The sequence below is a fragment of the Rheinheimera sp. B2H12 genome (assembly GCF_059620065.1).
The window spans coordinates 1,759,224-1,774,420 of record NZ_CM184363.1; the positions used below are offsets into that span (position 1 = coordinate 1,759,224).

8 protein-coding genes are annotated in these 15,197 nt (G+C 44.3%); all 8 read left to right on the forward strand.

Annotated features, from left to right (window positions below; translation table 11 throughout):
* Window positions 1–18: 18 nt before the first annotated feature.
* Entirely contained in the window at window positions 19–1,458 is a 1,440-nt protein-coding gene (locus AC53GJ_RS07625; RefSeq protein ID WP_496732012.1) for a hypothetical protein, read from the forward strand.
* Window positions 1,459–1,462: 4 nt separating this feature from the next.
* Entirely contained in the window at window positions 1,463–7,285 is a 5,823-nt protein-coding gene (locus tag AC53GJ_RS07630; RefSeq protein ID WP_496732013.1) for a non-ribosomal peptide synthetase, read from the forward strand.
* 22 nt (window positions 7,286–7,307) lie between these two features.
* Entirely contained in the window at window positions 7,308–8,267 is a 960-nt protein-coding gene (locus tag AC53GJ_RS07635; RefSeq protein ID WP_496732014.1) for a TauD/TfdA family dioxygenase, read from the forward strand.
* Window positions 8,268–8,429: 162 nt separating this feature from the next.
* The gene (locus tag AC53GJ_RS07640) at window positions 8,430–10,241 is read left to right on the forward strand and encodes a carbamoyltransferase family protein (protein WP_496732015.1); all 1,812 of its coding nucleotides are present in this window, start codon (window positions 8,430–8,432) and stop codon (window positions 10,239–10,241) included.
* 11 nt (window positions 10,242–10,252) lie between these two features.
* Window positions 10,253–12,316 (forward strand): SGNH/GDSL hydrolase family protein, encoded by a 2,064-nt coding sequence (locus AC53GJ_RS07645; RefSeq protein ID WP_496732017.1) that lies wholly within the window; start codon window positions 10,253–10,255, stop codon window positions 12,314–12,316.
* A 2-nt stretch (window positions 12,317–12,318) separates the two neighbouring features.
* On the forward strand, window positions 12,319–12,825 hold the full coding sequence (locus AC53GJ_RS07650) for a VOC family protein (protein WP_496732019.1): 507 nt from the start codon (window positions 12,319–12,321) through the stop codon (window positions 12,823–12,825).
* A gap of 2 nt (window positions 12,826–12,827) precedes the next feature.
* Entirely contained in the window at window positions 12,828–14,141 is a 1,314-nt protein-coding gene (locus AC53GJ_RS07655; protein ID WP_496732020.1) for an aminotransferase-like domain-containing protein, read from the forward strand.
* Window positions 14,138–15,166, forward strand: a complete 1,029-nt coding sequence (locus tag AC53GJ_RS07660; protein WP_496732021.1) for an Ldh family oxidoreductase — start codon at window positions 14,138–14,140, stop codon at window positions 15,164–15,166. Before AC53GJ_RS07655 ends, AC53GJ_RS07660 begins: the two co-directional genes overlap by 4 nt.
* The last annotated feature ends 31 nt before the right edge of the window (window positions 15,167–15,197 follow it).

A 15,197-nucleotide genomic window follows, 5' to 3' on the forward strand; every position in this document is an offset into this window, starting at 1 on the left:
AATTTGAGAAATATAAATATGGAAATAGAAAATGTAAGTGAACGTGTTGAGCCCACTCTGGATTTAGAAAGGGCCAGATTTTACTCAAATTCCAACTTTGAGTTAATTAAGTTTTTGTCTGAGACTACTGAAGCTAAATCGGAGAAAATTGATCTATATTCTGAGTCTGTGAATCATTTGATGCACGGCTATAAGTATCCGATGACACCGTGGCCGGTGATAGTTTCTCAGCCGATGGTTAGAGAGTTTGAACACATTATCGAAAAGCTTCCACGGCTCTATACCAAGGCTTTGAAATTATATTTTAAGGAGGATTCAGCTCATTTCTCTGATTATTTTAGGATGCCAGAGCATTTTTACGAGCTCTTTAATAAAATCGACATCAAGCCTGAAGAAATGTTTATCCGTCATGACCTGCTATTTAGCAATAATACGATAAAAATGGTGGAGACCAATGTTGGATCAACTTTAGGGGGCTGGCAGTATGACTGGTACGAATCGGAGTTTGAAGGTTTCTTAAATAAATATCCAAAGACCAGACAGCTTCAGATATATAAGCGAAACATATTTAAGGAAATATTTCTCTCGCTGGTTGATATGGTGATAAGAATTAAGCCAGGACGTAAAACGGTTAACATACTCATCCCAAGCATGAGCCCTATGGATGAGAAAGATATGGCATATATAATCCCTTCTTTCTCAACCATGGAGGGAGAGGGCGTCGCGGTTGAAATTAAAGGCTATATTATCCACAGCTTCGATGATTTAGTATTTGATTTGAATGGCTGCGTTTATTACAACAATATTGAAATGGATGTAATGCTTACAACCATCAAGGATGACATAAGAACCCCGGATGTCGTGAGCGCTCAGATCTATAATAGCTGTGCGAAAAACAAGTTCGTGTTTTTTGACGGCATCGTTTCGTCTGTAATGGGGAACAAAGTGTTGTACTCACTATTACATGAGCCTGAGCTCTTAGCGAATCTAGAGCCAGAAGAAGTAGCAATCATACAGAAACATATCCCATTCACAACCAGGCTGATAGAGGGGGATATGCTGTGGAATGGTGAATACGTTAATCGTAAAGAATTTGTAGCCAAGTATAAAGATAAGCTTGTATTAAAGAAAACCTTGTCTCATGAAGGCCGAGATGTGTTTATTGGCAAGCAGACCCCACAATTTGAATGGAACCTCCTGATCGAGTCCTGTTTGAGAAGTCGAATGTGGATAGCGCAGGAATTTTGCGAATCTGATGTTTACCCCGCATGCACACTGGACGGAGAGATTGAGAATTTTCACTTTATCTGGGGGATATTCGATTTGGGGGGAAGTTACAAAGGGGCCTTTGTAAGAGGCGTTGAAGTAGAACAAAAACAAGGTGTAATAAACGCTGCGACCGGCGCAAAAATCTTTGTCGTTTACGAAGAAAGAAACAAACGTCGGATAAGGATTTAGGGTTATGGGAGTTGATAATATGCATGTAAGTGAAATTTTTAGACAGTGTGAAGAGCAAGGTGTTGTCTTAAAGGTCAGCGGTGACAAGCTAGACATTAGTTTCGACGAGATGCCTTCAGAAGACCTGATTAGCCAATTAAAAGAGAACAAAAAAGCAATTATTTTGGCTATAGCGGAACATCAGCATAATTCGTCATTGGCGACTAAAAAAAACATCATTAAGCCAGTTGCTCGTGATCAAGAGCATTACCTTCTTTCCAGAGCACAATCAAGACTATGGCGCATCGACAAAATAGAGGGTGGTTCACCGAATTATAACATGCCAGTAGCGTTGAAAATTACAGGTGATTTTGATGTTTGCATTGCAAATCAGGCTATCAGCAAAGTTATTTCAAGACACGAAGCGTTGCGTTCAAACATAAAAGAAATTGATGGTAAACCTTATCAAATAATACATAATTTAGTTGAGTTCGAGTTTGACAACTTAAGTAATGTGGGTCTGGGGCCAACGGAAGTCGGAAAAATTATCGATAATGTGTTTAGTTATAAGTTTGATTTACAGAACGACAGGTTAATAAAAGGTGTATACGCTCAGTTGCCGTCAGACAGTGACGAGAAGCAACACCTATTAATCTTAGTAATGCACCACATCATTTCGGATGGTTGGTCTATTGGCCTTATGATTAATGAATTCGCTTCAAATTATGAAGCGATACTGTCAGGTTTTTCTCAGAATGACAAACCGTTGCCTTTGCAATATATTGATTATGCGCATTGGCAACAGTCGATTGTCGACGACGAATTAATACAAGAACAGTTAAGATATTGGTTAAGGAAGCTTGCAGGTGCACCAGATGTGCATAGTTTACCAGTTATGCAGTCGCGTTCTTCAAGATCTCTGGTGAGTGGCCAATCACTGATTAAAAAATTACCTGTTGATTTGCTTGGCAAATTACACGCGGTGTGTACAGAACACAAAATGACTCCTTTTATGGTGATCCATGCCGCAGTTGCCATGATGTTATCGAAGTTTTCTAACACGCATGACATTATGATTGGGACACCAGTTGCCAATCGGGTATCTGAAGATCTGGAACAGTTGATTGGTCTATTTGTAAATACCTTGGTATTAAGAACGAATACTGACTTTCATTACAAGCATGAGTATCTACAACATATTAAGCTGGTTAATATTGAAGCTCAAGCCAACCAAGATGTGCAGTTTGATCAGGTGGCAGATTTCTGTAAAGTGAAACGCAGCAACCAGTACACCCCTCTTTTTCAGATATTCTTATCACTTAATACTATTGAAAATCCAGATCTAGCTGTAACTGGATTACACTTCGAAACTTTGGGTAGCAACGTACAGCTAGCCAAGTTCGAATTGGATATTAGTGTAGAAATTAGTGATGAACATTTTAACGTGAGATGGTTGTATGACACGTCTTTATTTAATGAAGGGTTGATTGAACAATTCCATTCGGGGTTGACGAGTATATTAGAAACTTTGTTAGACGTTGATTCAACAGAAGTACTGAATATTAAGGGCGCTGATCAGACCCTTTTAGTAGAGGAACTGAACAAAACCAGTCAGGCTTATCGTCAGGATCAGCCATTACATCTGTTGTTTGAGCAGCAAGTTATGTTGCAACCTAGCGCCATCGCAGTAGAAAGTGGCGCGGACCGGCTGACCTATGCTGAGCTGAATGCAATGGCGAACCAATACGCCCATTACTTACAAGCTCAAGGGGTAGTTGCCGGCAGCCTGGTTGGTGTGAGTTGTGCTCGCTCCGCGGAACTGATTGTTGGCATGCTGGCTGTACTGAAAGCAGGTGCTGCCTATGTCCCTATCGACGCAAGCTACCCTGAAGAACGTATTCGCTTTATGTGTGAGGATACCGGGCTCACCCATGTGCTGGTTGAAGAAGACAGCCCACTGACGCACATCCTCAGTGCAGGTGTGCACTTACATCCGCTGTTGCTTGAATGGGACACTTGTCAGTCTTATTCCATTGATAACCCACGGTCAGATATCAAACAAAGTGATGCGCTGGCTTATGTGATGTACACCTCAGGCTCAACCGGGCAACCAAAAGGCGTCATGGTTAGCCATAAAAACATCATGCGCTCGGTTTATTGTGATACTAAGATCGACATCCAGCCACAAACTTGCGTCGCCTTCTGTGCCAACCCGTCATTTGATGCCGCAACTTGGGAGATCTGGGCGACGTTGTTGTCAGGCGCCCGGTTATTGGTGATCCAACCGGATGAGTTGCTTGAGGCCAGTCGACTGGAAGCACGTTTGTTATTTAGCAAAGCGAATATTTTGCACCTCACATCAGGGCTGTTCCGCCAATATGCCTATGCATTGCAAGCAAGCTTTAAACAGCTGGATTACCTGATAGTGGGTGGAGATAAGGTTGACTTTGCGGCGGCGTGTGAGGTGGTGCGCACCTGTAAGCCGAAGCATTTCTTCCATGCGTATGGACCGACAGAAACCGTGGCGTTCACCACCTTGTATGAAGTAACGCCAGCAAGTGTTGCGTCTGATGGACTTCCTATCGGTAAACCGATGGCCAACAGTCAGGCCTACGTGCTGGACGCACGTCAGCAGTTGCTACCATTTGGCGCCGTGGGCGAACTTTATCTGGGCGGAGACGGTGTCGCGCGGGGTTATCTGAACCGGGAAGGGTTAACCGCAGCCCGCTTTATTGCCAATCCTTTTGGTGCAGGACGCCTTTACCGGACCGGCGATTTGGTGCGCTATCGCCATGATGGAGAGCTGGAGTTTTTGGGTCGTGAAGATGACCAGGTGAAAATCCGGGGCTTCCGTATCGAACTGGGTGAGATTGAATACCAGTTGGAGCAATGCGCGCAAGTGCAGTCAGCGGTGGTCATAGCGCAGGTGCACGAGGGTGGCAAACGCTTAGTGGGTTATGTGCAAGGCAAAGAAGGTGTTGCACTGGATGTTGGCACGTTGCGCAGTGAACTGGCGCAACGGTTGCCTGAGCATATGCTGCCAAGTGTGTGTGTGGAAGTGAAGACGTGGCCGCTGACGGTCAATGGCAAGGTGGACAAAAAAGCATTACCTTCGGTGAGTGAAGGTGTGATGACCAGTAGCTACGTTGCGCCAGCGCATGAGTTGGAAGGACAGTTACAGGCGCTTTGGGCAGTGTTACTGCAATTGCCGGTAGAGCAGGTCAGTGTGACCGGGAATTTCTTTGAACTGGGCGGTGATTCAATTTTATCGATCCAGTTGGTCTCACGTGCCGCCAAAGAGGGGCTGCACTTTAGCGTGAAAGATCTGTTTGATGCGCCAAGTATTCGTCAGTTGGCGGCGGTGGTGAAGAGTGGCGTCCAAGTGGTGGCGCCGCAGGGACGGGTTGATGGCGGTATAGTGTTGTTGCCCATCCAGCAGGCGTTACTGGCCGATGAGACGGACTGGCATCATGTCAATCAGGCGGTGCTGTTGGAAACCCCGGTGGATTTTGATGCGGGTTGTTTAGCAGAGATGGTGAAGGTCTTGTACCGGCGTCATGATGCACTGCGCCTGGCGTTTAACAAAGTTGAGGGTCAGTGGCGTGGTGAGCATGTGGAGCTGACAGCAGCGCAACTGGAGAGTGCGGTGAGTGTGCGGACGCGGGTGGGTGATAGCTGGGCGTTTTTACATGATGCAGCCAGTGAAGTTCAGGGCAGTTTAAATCCGTCGGCGGGTGAATTAGTGCGAGTGGTGCATTGGTCGGCGACAGGTGAGCGAGGACGATTGTTGCTGGTGGTGCATCACTTGGCGATAGACGGCGTGTCGTGGCGTATTTTGCTGGAAGATTTGGAGTTGCTCTATCGGCAGCAGCAACAAGGAGCAGTCCTGACACTAGGCGCGAAGACGTCATCGTATCAGCAGTGGGGTGAATACCTGCAAGCCTATGCAAATAGCGAAGCCGTCCAAGCGCAACGCGACTATTGGGATCATATTGTTCGTTACCCAGTAAAACGCATTGCCGATATTCAGCAGTTGGACGCTGAAAAACTACAAGGTGACCAATGGTTGGATCACAGTTTTAGTCTTTGTTCGCAAAGTACCCAAGCTTTACTTAGCCAATGTCCAAAGGTTTACCAAGCCCATATAAATGAATTACTGCTCAGTGCAGTATTAATGGGTTTGAACCGCTGGGGTGACTTTAACAGCATGCGAGTCATCCTTGAGAGTCATGGGCGTGAGCCGATTTTTGACTCATTGGATATCAGCCAGACTATAGGTTGGTTTGCAACTAGCTTCCCATTTTTGATGACTATAAAACCCGGAAGCAATGTGGCTGCGGTCATAGATTCGGTCAAGTCTCATTATCAAGGTATACCCGAAAAAGGCGTGGGCTATGGCGCTTTGAAGTATCTTTGTAACCATAAAAAAATCGAAAAAAATCAAAGTACAGAGTTGTTATTCAACTATCTGGGACAGTTTGGCAGCGTTGAACAGCAAGACAATCAATTCAGAATGGCCAGAGAATCAGTCGGCGAACAAAAGAGCATCAATCGGAAGTATGAGTATCCGCTTTCGTTTGAAGCTTTGGTAAGAGAAGGTCAATTAACCTGTTCGCTCGGGTTCCAGGGGGCACAGTATTCATCTGAATACATGGCAGACTTACTGAAATGCATAGAGTATGTGTTAAGAGATATCATCGGATTAGCAACTCAAACGCATGTGACATTTGAGAATGCACACCCAGCTCACAGTACAATTGAAAAACAGCTAGTAGACATTCTGGGTACTTTTACGGCCACTCCTCCGCATCAAATTGACGTTACTGAGCGTATCGTGGATATATGTGCTGATGACAGCACTGTGATTAACGTTATCAACAAACTGGTACACATTGGCTATAACGGTGTGTCGCTTTCGACCCTGTCCAGTTATCCAAGTGTTCGCCAACTTGCAGAAGAACTTGAACAGATTAGTTCAATGGGCAAAGGAAGCGAACGTTCATTAGTCTTTTTAAACGGCAAAAACCACGATAATAATCTGTTTATTTTTCATCCGTTTTCAGGGGGGGTTGGCGGTTATCAGCAGTTAGCAGCGGAATTGTCAGATTACATCAATGTCATAGGTTTGCAGGCTCCTTATTTGTATGATTGTGAAATGCGTTTTAATACCATGACTGACTTGGCTGCATATTACATCAAGGCGCTGAAGACGTTTCAACCAGAAGGTCCTTATCGTTTGGCTGGTTGGTCTGCGGGCGCGCAAATTGCGTATTCTGCTGCGTTGGTGCTACTAGAGCAAGGCGAACAAGTGGACTACCTGAACTTGATCGACCCAATGCTTCTTGAAAATCAACCGTTGGATAACGTACAGGACTTCGTCCGTTTTCTTATCCAGTTTGCAACGGGTTTTGATCAGCCATTGCCTGATGGTTTATTTAATAGCCTGCCAGATACAGCAGATGTTGAAGGTATCCTTGCGATCGCCGTCGATTATTTACATAAACAGCAGCTGCCTGGACTTGAATCTCTGGGTAGGGTCAAGATGATGCTTTACGCAGGTTTGGACTATCGGCTGGCAGAGCGGCCATGGCGTCGGATCAGAGGTGTTAAGTCGTCCCATCTGGTGATAGCGTCGAACCGGGAGAATATCGAGGAGTATATTTTTAGCTGGGGAGACTATTTACCGGTTGATTTCCAAAGTGAAATTGTACCAGGGGAGCACGAGACGCTAATCAGTGATAAGTCGACTATGAAGCGCATAGTTGCCAAGTTTAAGAAAGACCTGATTGCTTTGGATCATCCGGCCAGGCAGTGGTTGCCAGAAACAGAGGCACCGACATGCGCTTAGCTGTAAAAAGGAAGACAGAGTGATGGAAAATATTACAAATCCAAGCGCAAGCTCAATCTTTATTGAACATTGTCAACGGGAGTCTAGCTTGAGTGAATGGCTGAACCAACACAGTGATTCGGTCAGAACATTGCTTGGCGATAAAGGAGTTGTGCTATTAAGAGGGCTCAATGTATCAAGTAGCATGCAATTCAGAGAGATCCTCTCAGCGATAAGCCAAAATGACCTGCTGTCTTACGAGTTTCGTTCGACGCCACGAACGTCGTTGAAAGGCAACATTTATACGTCCACTGAATATCCGGCTGATCAGTGTATTGCACAACACAATGAGAATGCATACACCAATGATTGGCCAATGATATTGGGCTTTTTTTGTCTTATTCCGCCCGAGCAAGATGGCGCTACACCTGTTTGTGACAGCCATGTCATATATAAGGCACTGCCCAGTGAGTTAGTTGACAAGTTTGAACAAAAAGGACTGATGTATGTGCGGAACTTCTCAGAAATAGATTTGCCTTGGCAGGAAGTATTTCAAACCGATTCACGAGATGACGTTGAGCAGATATGCCGGCAAAGGCAGATAAACTTTGAATGGGGCACAAGTACCTGTTTGCGAATAGAGCAAAAAAGACCAGCGACTATAACTCATCCAATGTCGGGTAAGCCGCTGTGGTTTAATCAGGCGCACTTATTTCATCATTCAAATCTGTTACCGGAAGTTTTAGATAACCTGCTGCAACAGCGATGCCATACAGAGTTGCCGCGAAATGTCTACTTCGGAGATGGGGAAGAGATCTCTCTTGATGAGTTGTCCATTATACGTGCCGCCTATGAAAAACATACGGTGTTCGAACCTTGGCAAAAAGGCGATGTAATGCTGTTAGACAACATGGCGTTTACCCACGGCAGGCAGCGTTATCAAGGTAACAGAAAAGTGCTGGTAGGAATGAGTTCTCCATACTCCAGCCTGCAGGAAGTTTAGCGCATAAGCGCATGTTTTGGATAAATCCGGTCACTTAGCTGCCACGTGCTTGATAAGAGAAGCGCGATTTGCAAGTGACCGCTTATCTCAGACATCGCTGTTGAGGCTCACCAACATACGCAGTCTGAAGCTCGTTAATAAATAAAATCATACAGGTGATTTATGGAAGTAGTGAATAAGCAGGATCCGGGAGAACATCGGATCATTATTGGCGTTTCTTTTGGATACCACGATGCTTCCTGTTGCATATTGAAAGACGGGAAATTGTTGGCTGCGGTACAGGAAGAACGTTTCAGCAGAGTTAAGAATGACCGTTCATTTCCTCGTCAAAGCCTGAGGTACTGCCTTGAAGTTGCGGGAGTTAGTCTGGCCGAAGTTGATTGCTTTGCCTACTACGAAAACCCAGAAAAGAAATTGTCTCGACAACTTTGGATGGGAGCTGTTGACGATGCCGACACAGTACGTAAAAAGCAGGTTATTGACCATGTTTATAGCCTACGCCCAGAGCAAGAAATCCGTAACATCACCGGGTACGCGGGGCGCATAGAAATAGTCGAGCATCACCTGTCACATGCAGCAAGTGCTTACTACTATTCCGGATTCAGTGATGCGGCCATATTGACGGTTGATGGTGTTGGGGAATGGGCAACGACATCATACGGTGCAGGTGGAGAAACATCTTTGAATATATTTGAAGAAGTCGATTTTCCGCATTCACTTGGTCTGTTTTACAGTACAGTCACCGCGTTTCTTGGCTTTAAAGTAAACAGTGGCGAATACAAAGTTATGGGACTCGCCCCTTATGGCAAACCTAAATACACAAAACAAGTTCGCAAGCTAATTAAAGTTTTAGATAAAGGGCAATACGAACTTAATTTGGAATACTTCGACTTCTTAAACACTCATAGAATGTTTTCGGACAAATTCACCGAGTTGTTCAACATCATGCCAAGGGTCCCTGAATCAGTACTCTTGCAGCAGCACAAAGACATCGCAAAAAGTGTTCAAGTAGTACTGGAAGAAATCCTGCTAGAAAAAGTCCACTATTTATATACACAAATGCCTTCTAAAAATTTATGTATGGCTGGTGGTGTGGCTTTGAACTGTGTCGCAAATGGGCGGATATCACGCGACGGTCCGTTTGAGAATGTGTTTGTTCAGCCTGCCGCTGGTGATGCAGGCACAAGCTTGGGCGCTGCGGCTGTCGCCTATGTCCGAATAACCGGAAAACGACCAGATCCGGCACCACTGAATAACGTGTATTTGGGACCAGAATACCCAGCCAGCGACATTCTCCGCTTGGTGAAAAATTCGCAGGTCGCTTTTAATAATTTCACGGGAAATGAGAATGCGTTGGTTGAATTCGTCGCTGAAAAAATCAATAAAGGCTGCATCATTGGTTGGTATCAGGGGCGAATGGAGTTTGGTCCACGGGCATTGGGTGCTCGTTCTATTATTGCTGATCCCAGACGGCCGGATATGAGAGAAAAGATTAACGGACTCGTCAAAAAACGCGAGGGGTTCAGACCTTTTGCTCCTGCAGTTAAGCTCGACAAAGTGCAGGAACATTTTCAACTGGCGAAGGCTTCACCTTTTATGTTGGAAACCTGTCAGGTTATTTCACCTCTGCACCTGCCGGCAATCACACATGTTGACAACTCAGCGCGTGTCCAAACAGTAGATGAAAGTAGCAACCCTAGATTTTATCGGCTGTTGGATGCTTTTGAACAATTAACAGGATGTCCAATTCTGCTCAACACCTCGTTTAATGTTCGTGGTGAACCCGTTGTTTGTTCGCCAATGGATGCAATTACTTGCTTCATTCGAGCGGAAATTGACTACTTGGTTTTAGGTGATTGTGTAATTTCACAACAAGATATCCCGGAAGTCTGGCATCTGGGGGTCAGCAACACCCCCCTGAAAAAATACCATCAAGCGCGAGCTGTCGGTCATGCTGTGTATTCATTTTTATAGGAATCGATCTGATGGAACAACAAAAAATATCAAGAAAAACTGCTGACGAATTAGCTCATCAAATATTCCATGAGCATGATCTGGATATTAATTCTCTTTTAACTTCTGTAGGTTTAAAAGAAGAGGAAGTCCCTTTCACAAAAAAGGCCCCAAGAGACTTCACCGGACAGGTAGGGATATGGCAGTTGGAAGCACACGACAACCGTTTTATACGCTCCAGAGACTTTGCGAAATCCTGGCCTTACTGGGCTCAGATACCTGCATTTAATTTACAGAAAGAATGCAAACGTGTCGTTTTTATTGGCGAATCAGCCGCACGTGGCATGTTTTACGATCCGTCATATACACCAGCTCAGGTCCTTGAACGCATGCTTAACGAAAGCAGTGACGAAGGGAGAGTCGAAGTGCTGGATTTTGCCCGAACGAACGCGACAATTTGGACTTTGGGTGAGGTAGTACAGGCCTCTGCACAATTGGAACCGGACGTAGTTGTGATCTTCGCTGGTAATAACTGGATCGACAGTAACACCTATCACTCTGGCAAAAAGCATACAAACTCGCTGGCGGAAAGTTATGAACGTTCCGGCATCGCTGCATTCAAAGATGCAATCGAATCAACACTGACAAAAGATATTGAACGCTTATGCCAATTAACTGAGCGCGTTTATAACCAAAAGGGGACGCCAGTATACTGGGTGATCCCAGAATTTAATTTAGTTGATTGGAAAGAGCCAACTGCTGATGCAGCTTGGTTGCGTTCTGCTGTTGATAATACCCAGTGGCTGGCTCTGCAGCAACAAGTCTTAACGGCGCTTTCTCAATATGAATATGCGAACTGTCTAAAATTGTTGTTAGAGATGCTGGCGTTGGATACAGGATTATGTGCGTGGACACATTATCAACTTGCTGATGTATATAAAGCGTTGGGGGATACTACAGCACAACGGCGCGCTCTGGAATCGGCGCGAGATGCAGTTATCTTCGATAATACGCGTCGCCTGGTTCCCAGAGTTACTAGCCAGATCCGGGAACATCTAATCAAATCGATCAAAGAAGCAGGGCACAGCTATATTGATTTGAAAGAAGTATTGCAGGAAGCATCAGAAAGTGGCTTGCCTGATCGTTCTTTCTTTTTAGATTATTGCCATCTCAATAGCCGAGGTATTCAGCTCCTGATGGCTAAAGTTAGTGATGCAGTTCAGCTAAATTGTTTTAAACGTGCTGCCAAAGCTAACTCTCTATTAGATGAACGCACTTTGCCCTCGCAGAAGGATGAGGCTGATGCCTGTTTGTTGGCTGCTATTCACAACGCTCACTGGGGACAGCCGAGCGAAATTATCAACTATTTCTCTGAGTTGGCCATTAAAGGTTCACCTCAGATTATCAATACAATGAGTCGCCTCATCGAGATCCAAAACGACCGTACACCACTTTGGATGAACCAGTCTATCACCCAACTGTTAGATGAGGTTTCGCCGCAGGTGCAGCGCTATTTAATATCGATGGAATACAAGTGTTTTGACCGGGTGTTGTTTAATGCTTTTGCCCGCAGTGCGAAACAACATGACATAGACTTGGCGTCTGCATTGGGTCGAACTCAAATTCGCCAGCATGCTTTGCAAGATGGGCAAATATTCAATCTTCTGGACCCATATTTCAACTCACTTTCTTTTGCCAACTTACAAATGGTGGCAGATGATGTAGAAACCTCCCAAGATTATTTCAACAGCTATCAACGAAGAAGTGATTTTTGTTTTGTAGCAGAACGAGCTAAAAAACTTAAAGCAGAAGTGTGTCTACGTCTTGGTGTATATCAAAAGAGCCCGCAACCTGTCACATTTTTGTTTAATGGGACGGCGATTACCGAGTTTGCTTTGAATTCAAACTGGCTTCGCCATGAATTTTATTTACCAGAGGAACTGGTCAAAGAAGGAATTAACGAATTGACCATTCTCTGGCCGATTTCATTGGCTGATGATGCACACAAAGATAATGTGGTTCGAATAGAAAAAAGGCAGGCACCAGAGATATTTCCACTATTTGGGTCAATTTACGATTTTAAGGTGAGAGGCTAAATATGATTCCTTCTTATAACTTTAAAAGTATGGTGAATATTTATCAATCGATAGACCATGTAGCCATAGCCGTTTTGAACTTAGAAAAAGCCATTTTATTTTATCAGTCGGTACTGGGTTTTGAGCTGGTTGATCGCAAGACAACATTGGGTAAAAACTCAGGGATGGTATCCGCAGTTATGTCTGGTGGAGAATTTACAATTGTTTTACTGCAAGGCTTGGAAGCGGAGTCGCAGGTTTGCCGGTATATCAATAAGTATGGTCCTGGTGTGCAACACGTCGCATTTCTGACCTCCGATCTCGATCATTCCGTTGAGCTGCTAAAAGGAAACGGAATTCACTTCTCAACCAGCATCATTCAAGGAACAGGCTTGCGGCAGATATTCTCAAACCGAGATGAAAATAGCGGCATGATGTTTGAAATTATTGAGCGCAAGGGAAACGAAGGTTTTGAAGATGACAGTGTGCAAGATTTATTTGTGCAGTTAGAGAAAAGTGAGTTGGTGTAATTATGAGGGAGAAAATTACAATTAAACGCACTGCACTTGCATATCAGGATGATCCCCAACTAGGGGTTATGAATTTTCTCAATGAAGTTGCTGAAAAATTTCCAAATGCCATCTCATTTGCTTCAGGCAGACCTGCTGAAGTGGCTTTCGATATACCTAAGTGGTTAAAAAGTCCTGAAGTATTCGCTGATTTTTGCATGAAAACCGAGGGCAAAAGTCGTGATTCTATTTTTCGGTCAATTGCTCAATACGGTAAGACTGCTGGCATAATCAACAAGTTAATCGCCAACTCTCTAGTAAAGGACGAAGGTATTGAGATAAATGCAGACAATATACTGGTCACCAATGGCGCTCAAGAAGCTATGGCCCTATGTTTGTCTGTGTTGTTCAAACCTGGCCGAGATGTACTTCTTGTTACAGATCCCACTTACATTGGGATCACAGCGCTTGCACGCATTAAAGGCATACGGATTGAGGTCGTGGAAAGTGATAATGAAGGGCCTTGTATTGCGAACCTCCAGGCAGTAACGGCCCGCATTAAGCAGAGTGGGCTCGAGGCGCCGGCATTTTATTTGATCCCCGATTTTAACAATCCCGTTGGCACATCAATTTCTCTGGCGCGAAGGACTGAATTATTGAACTATGCGCGAGATTCTGGTCTCCTGCTTTTGGAAGATAATCCATATGGATTATTTCATTACAGTCAAGAAAAGCTTCCTACACTTAAATCTTTGGACAGGCATGGTGATGTCATTTACATAGGAACATTCTCAAAGACTGTTTGCCCTGGTTTAAGAGTGGGTTATTTGATTAGTGACCAGATGGTAGATCACGATGGCTCCATAACGTCGTTAGCATCAGAGTTTTCAAAGGTTAAGAGCCTGATTAGTGTAAATACCGGGCAGATCGCTCAGGCGATAGTCGCAGGTGTGCTTATTGAAAACGACTGTTCACTCAATGACTATGTGAAGCCGCTCAAAGAGCTTTATAAAAATAACAGAGACTTTATGTTGGAAAAGTTGCATGAAGTTTTTAATGCGCCAGGTAGTGTTTTATTTGGCAGGGTACAATGGAATCATCCGCAAGGCGGTTTCTTCATCACCCTAACGTTACCATTTAACTTCAGCGAAAAAAATGTTTACGAGTGTGCAGAGCGTTTCGGTGTTTTATGTATGCCGTTAAGTTTTTTCTCTGTTCAAGGAAATTATAACAACTGTATTCGTTTATCTTTCAGTTATGTCAGCAAATCTCAAATAGCAAAGGGAATTCAGGCATTATCTGAATACCTTTCACTTAAAATAATGGAAGAAGTATGAGCCACATAATCGTTGATGTTAGCTGTATCAAAGAGATTATTAATCGTTCCTTTGAAGTTTACGACCTATCACAAAAGCATCGTGAATTTATGTCGGTGGGGCTGTTAAATCCATCATTGCAAGGTATCGACTCGCATGGTGTTGGTTTGCTGGAAACCTATCTTAAAGAATTGGAGGGAGGACGGGCTAACCCACATCCTAAGATAGCCTTCGATAATCAGTTTCCAGCAGTAGCCCATATGAACGCCGGTCATGCGCTTGGTATCGTTGCAGGGTACGAAGCCGTGAGTAAAGGAATAGAGCTGGCCCAGCAAAATGGAATCTCTGCAATTAGTGTCACTCACTCTAACCATTTTGGCGCAGCATCAAACTACAGTATCTATGCAGCTGAACGTGGCTATCTGTGTATATGTATGAGCAATGCAGATTCTTTAGTTGCTTGCCATAACGGCAGCGAGAGTATTTTTGGCACAAATCCGATCAGCTTCGCTGCGCCAGGCACTGATGGGGAACTCTTTAGCCTGGATATGGCCACAAGCCAGGTATCGCTGTCAAAAATTTTGCAGTTTTTAGCAACAGAGCAAGAAATAGATGAAAGCTGGGCGAGTGACATAGACATAAAAAATAAAAAGATTGGCGCATTAAAACCCCTAGGGGGGTATAAAGGGCAAGGGCTAGCAATGATGGTGACCATCTTAACCAGTGTGCTGAATTCAAGTCTATTCGATTGGGAAATGAACCACTTATACACACCACCATTTGATCACCCCAGATTTGTCAGTCACTTTTTTATTACAATTAATATTGAGGCATTTACATCTATGGAGCGCTTTTGCAAAAACATGGATCTACTACTTCATAAAGTTCGAACAGCAACAAAGCTTAGCGATAAACCTGTCTGGGTAGCTGGTGATAGAGAGAAGGAGACAGCTAAAGAAAGATTAGAAAAAGGAATACCGCTAACTGCCGCCCAATACGAGTTTTACCAGCAATTGGCGAAGAAACTCTCGATAGACTTTACATGAACGGTACTGTTCGAGTCGTTTGGCAGACCAA

Bases quoted from the DNA above. Each gene is read 5' to 3' on its own strand.
- AC53GJ_RS07650 (WP_496732019.1), top strand. From the start codon at position 12,319: ATGATTCCTTCTTATAACTTTAAAAGTATGGTGAATATTTATCAATCG.
- AC53GJ_RS07640 (WP_496732015.1), top strand. From the start codon at position 8,430: ATGGAAGTAGTGAATAAGCAGGATCCGGGAGAACATCGGATCATTATT.
- AC53GJ_RS07630 (WP_496732013.1), top strand. From the start codon at position 1,463: ATGGGAGTTGATAATATGCATGTAAGTGAAATTTTTAGACAGTGTGAA.
- AC53GJ_RS07625 (WP_496732012.1), top strand. From the start codon at position 19: ATGGAAATAGAAAATGTAAGTGAACGTGTTGAGCCCACTCTGGATTTA.
- AC53GJ_RS07655 (WP_496732020.1), top strand. From the start codon at position 12,828: ATGAGGGAGAAAATTACAATTAAACGCACTGCACTTGCATATCAGGAT.
- AC53GJ_RS07635 (WP_496732014.1), top strand. From the start codon at position 7,308: ATGGAAAATATTACAAATCCAAGCGCAAGCTCAATCTTTATTGAACAT.
- AC53GJ_RS07660 (WP_496732021.1), top strand. From the start codon at position 14,138: ATGAGCCACATAATCGTTGATGTTAGCTGTATCAAAGAGATTATTAAT.
- AC53GJ_RS07645 (WP_496732017.1), top strand. From the start codon at position 10,253: ATGGAACAACAAAAAATATCAAGAAAAACTGCTGACGAATTAGCTCAT.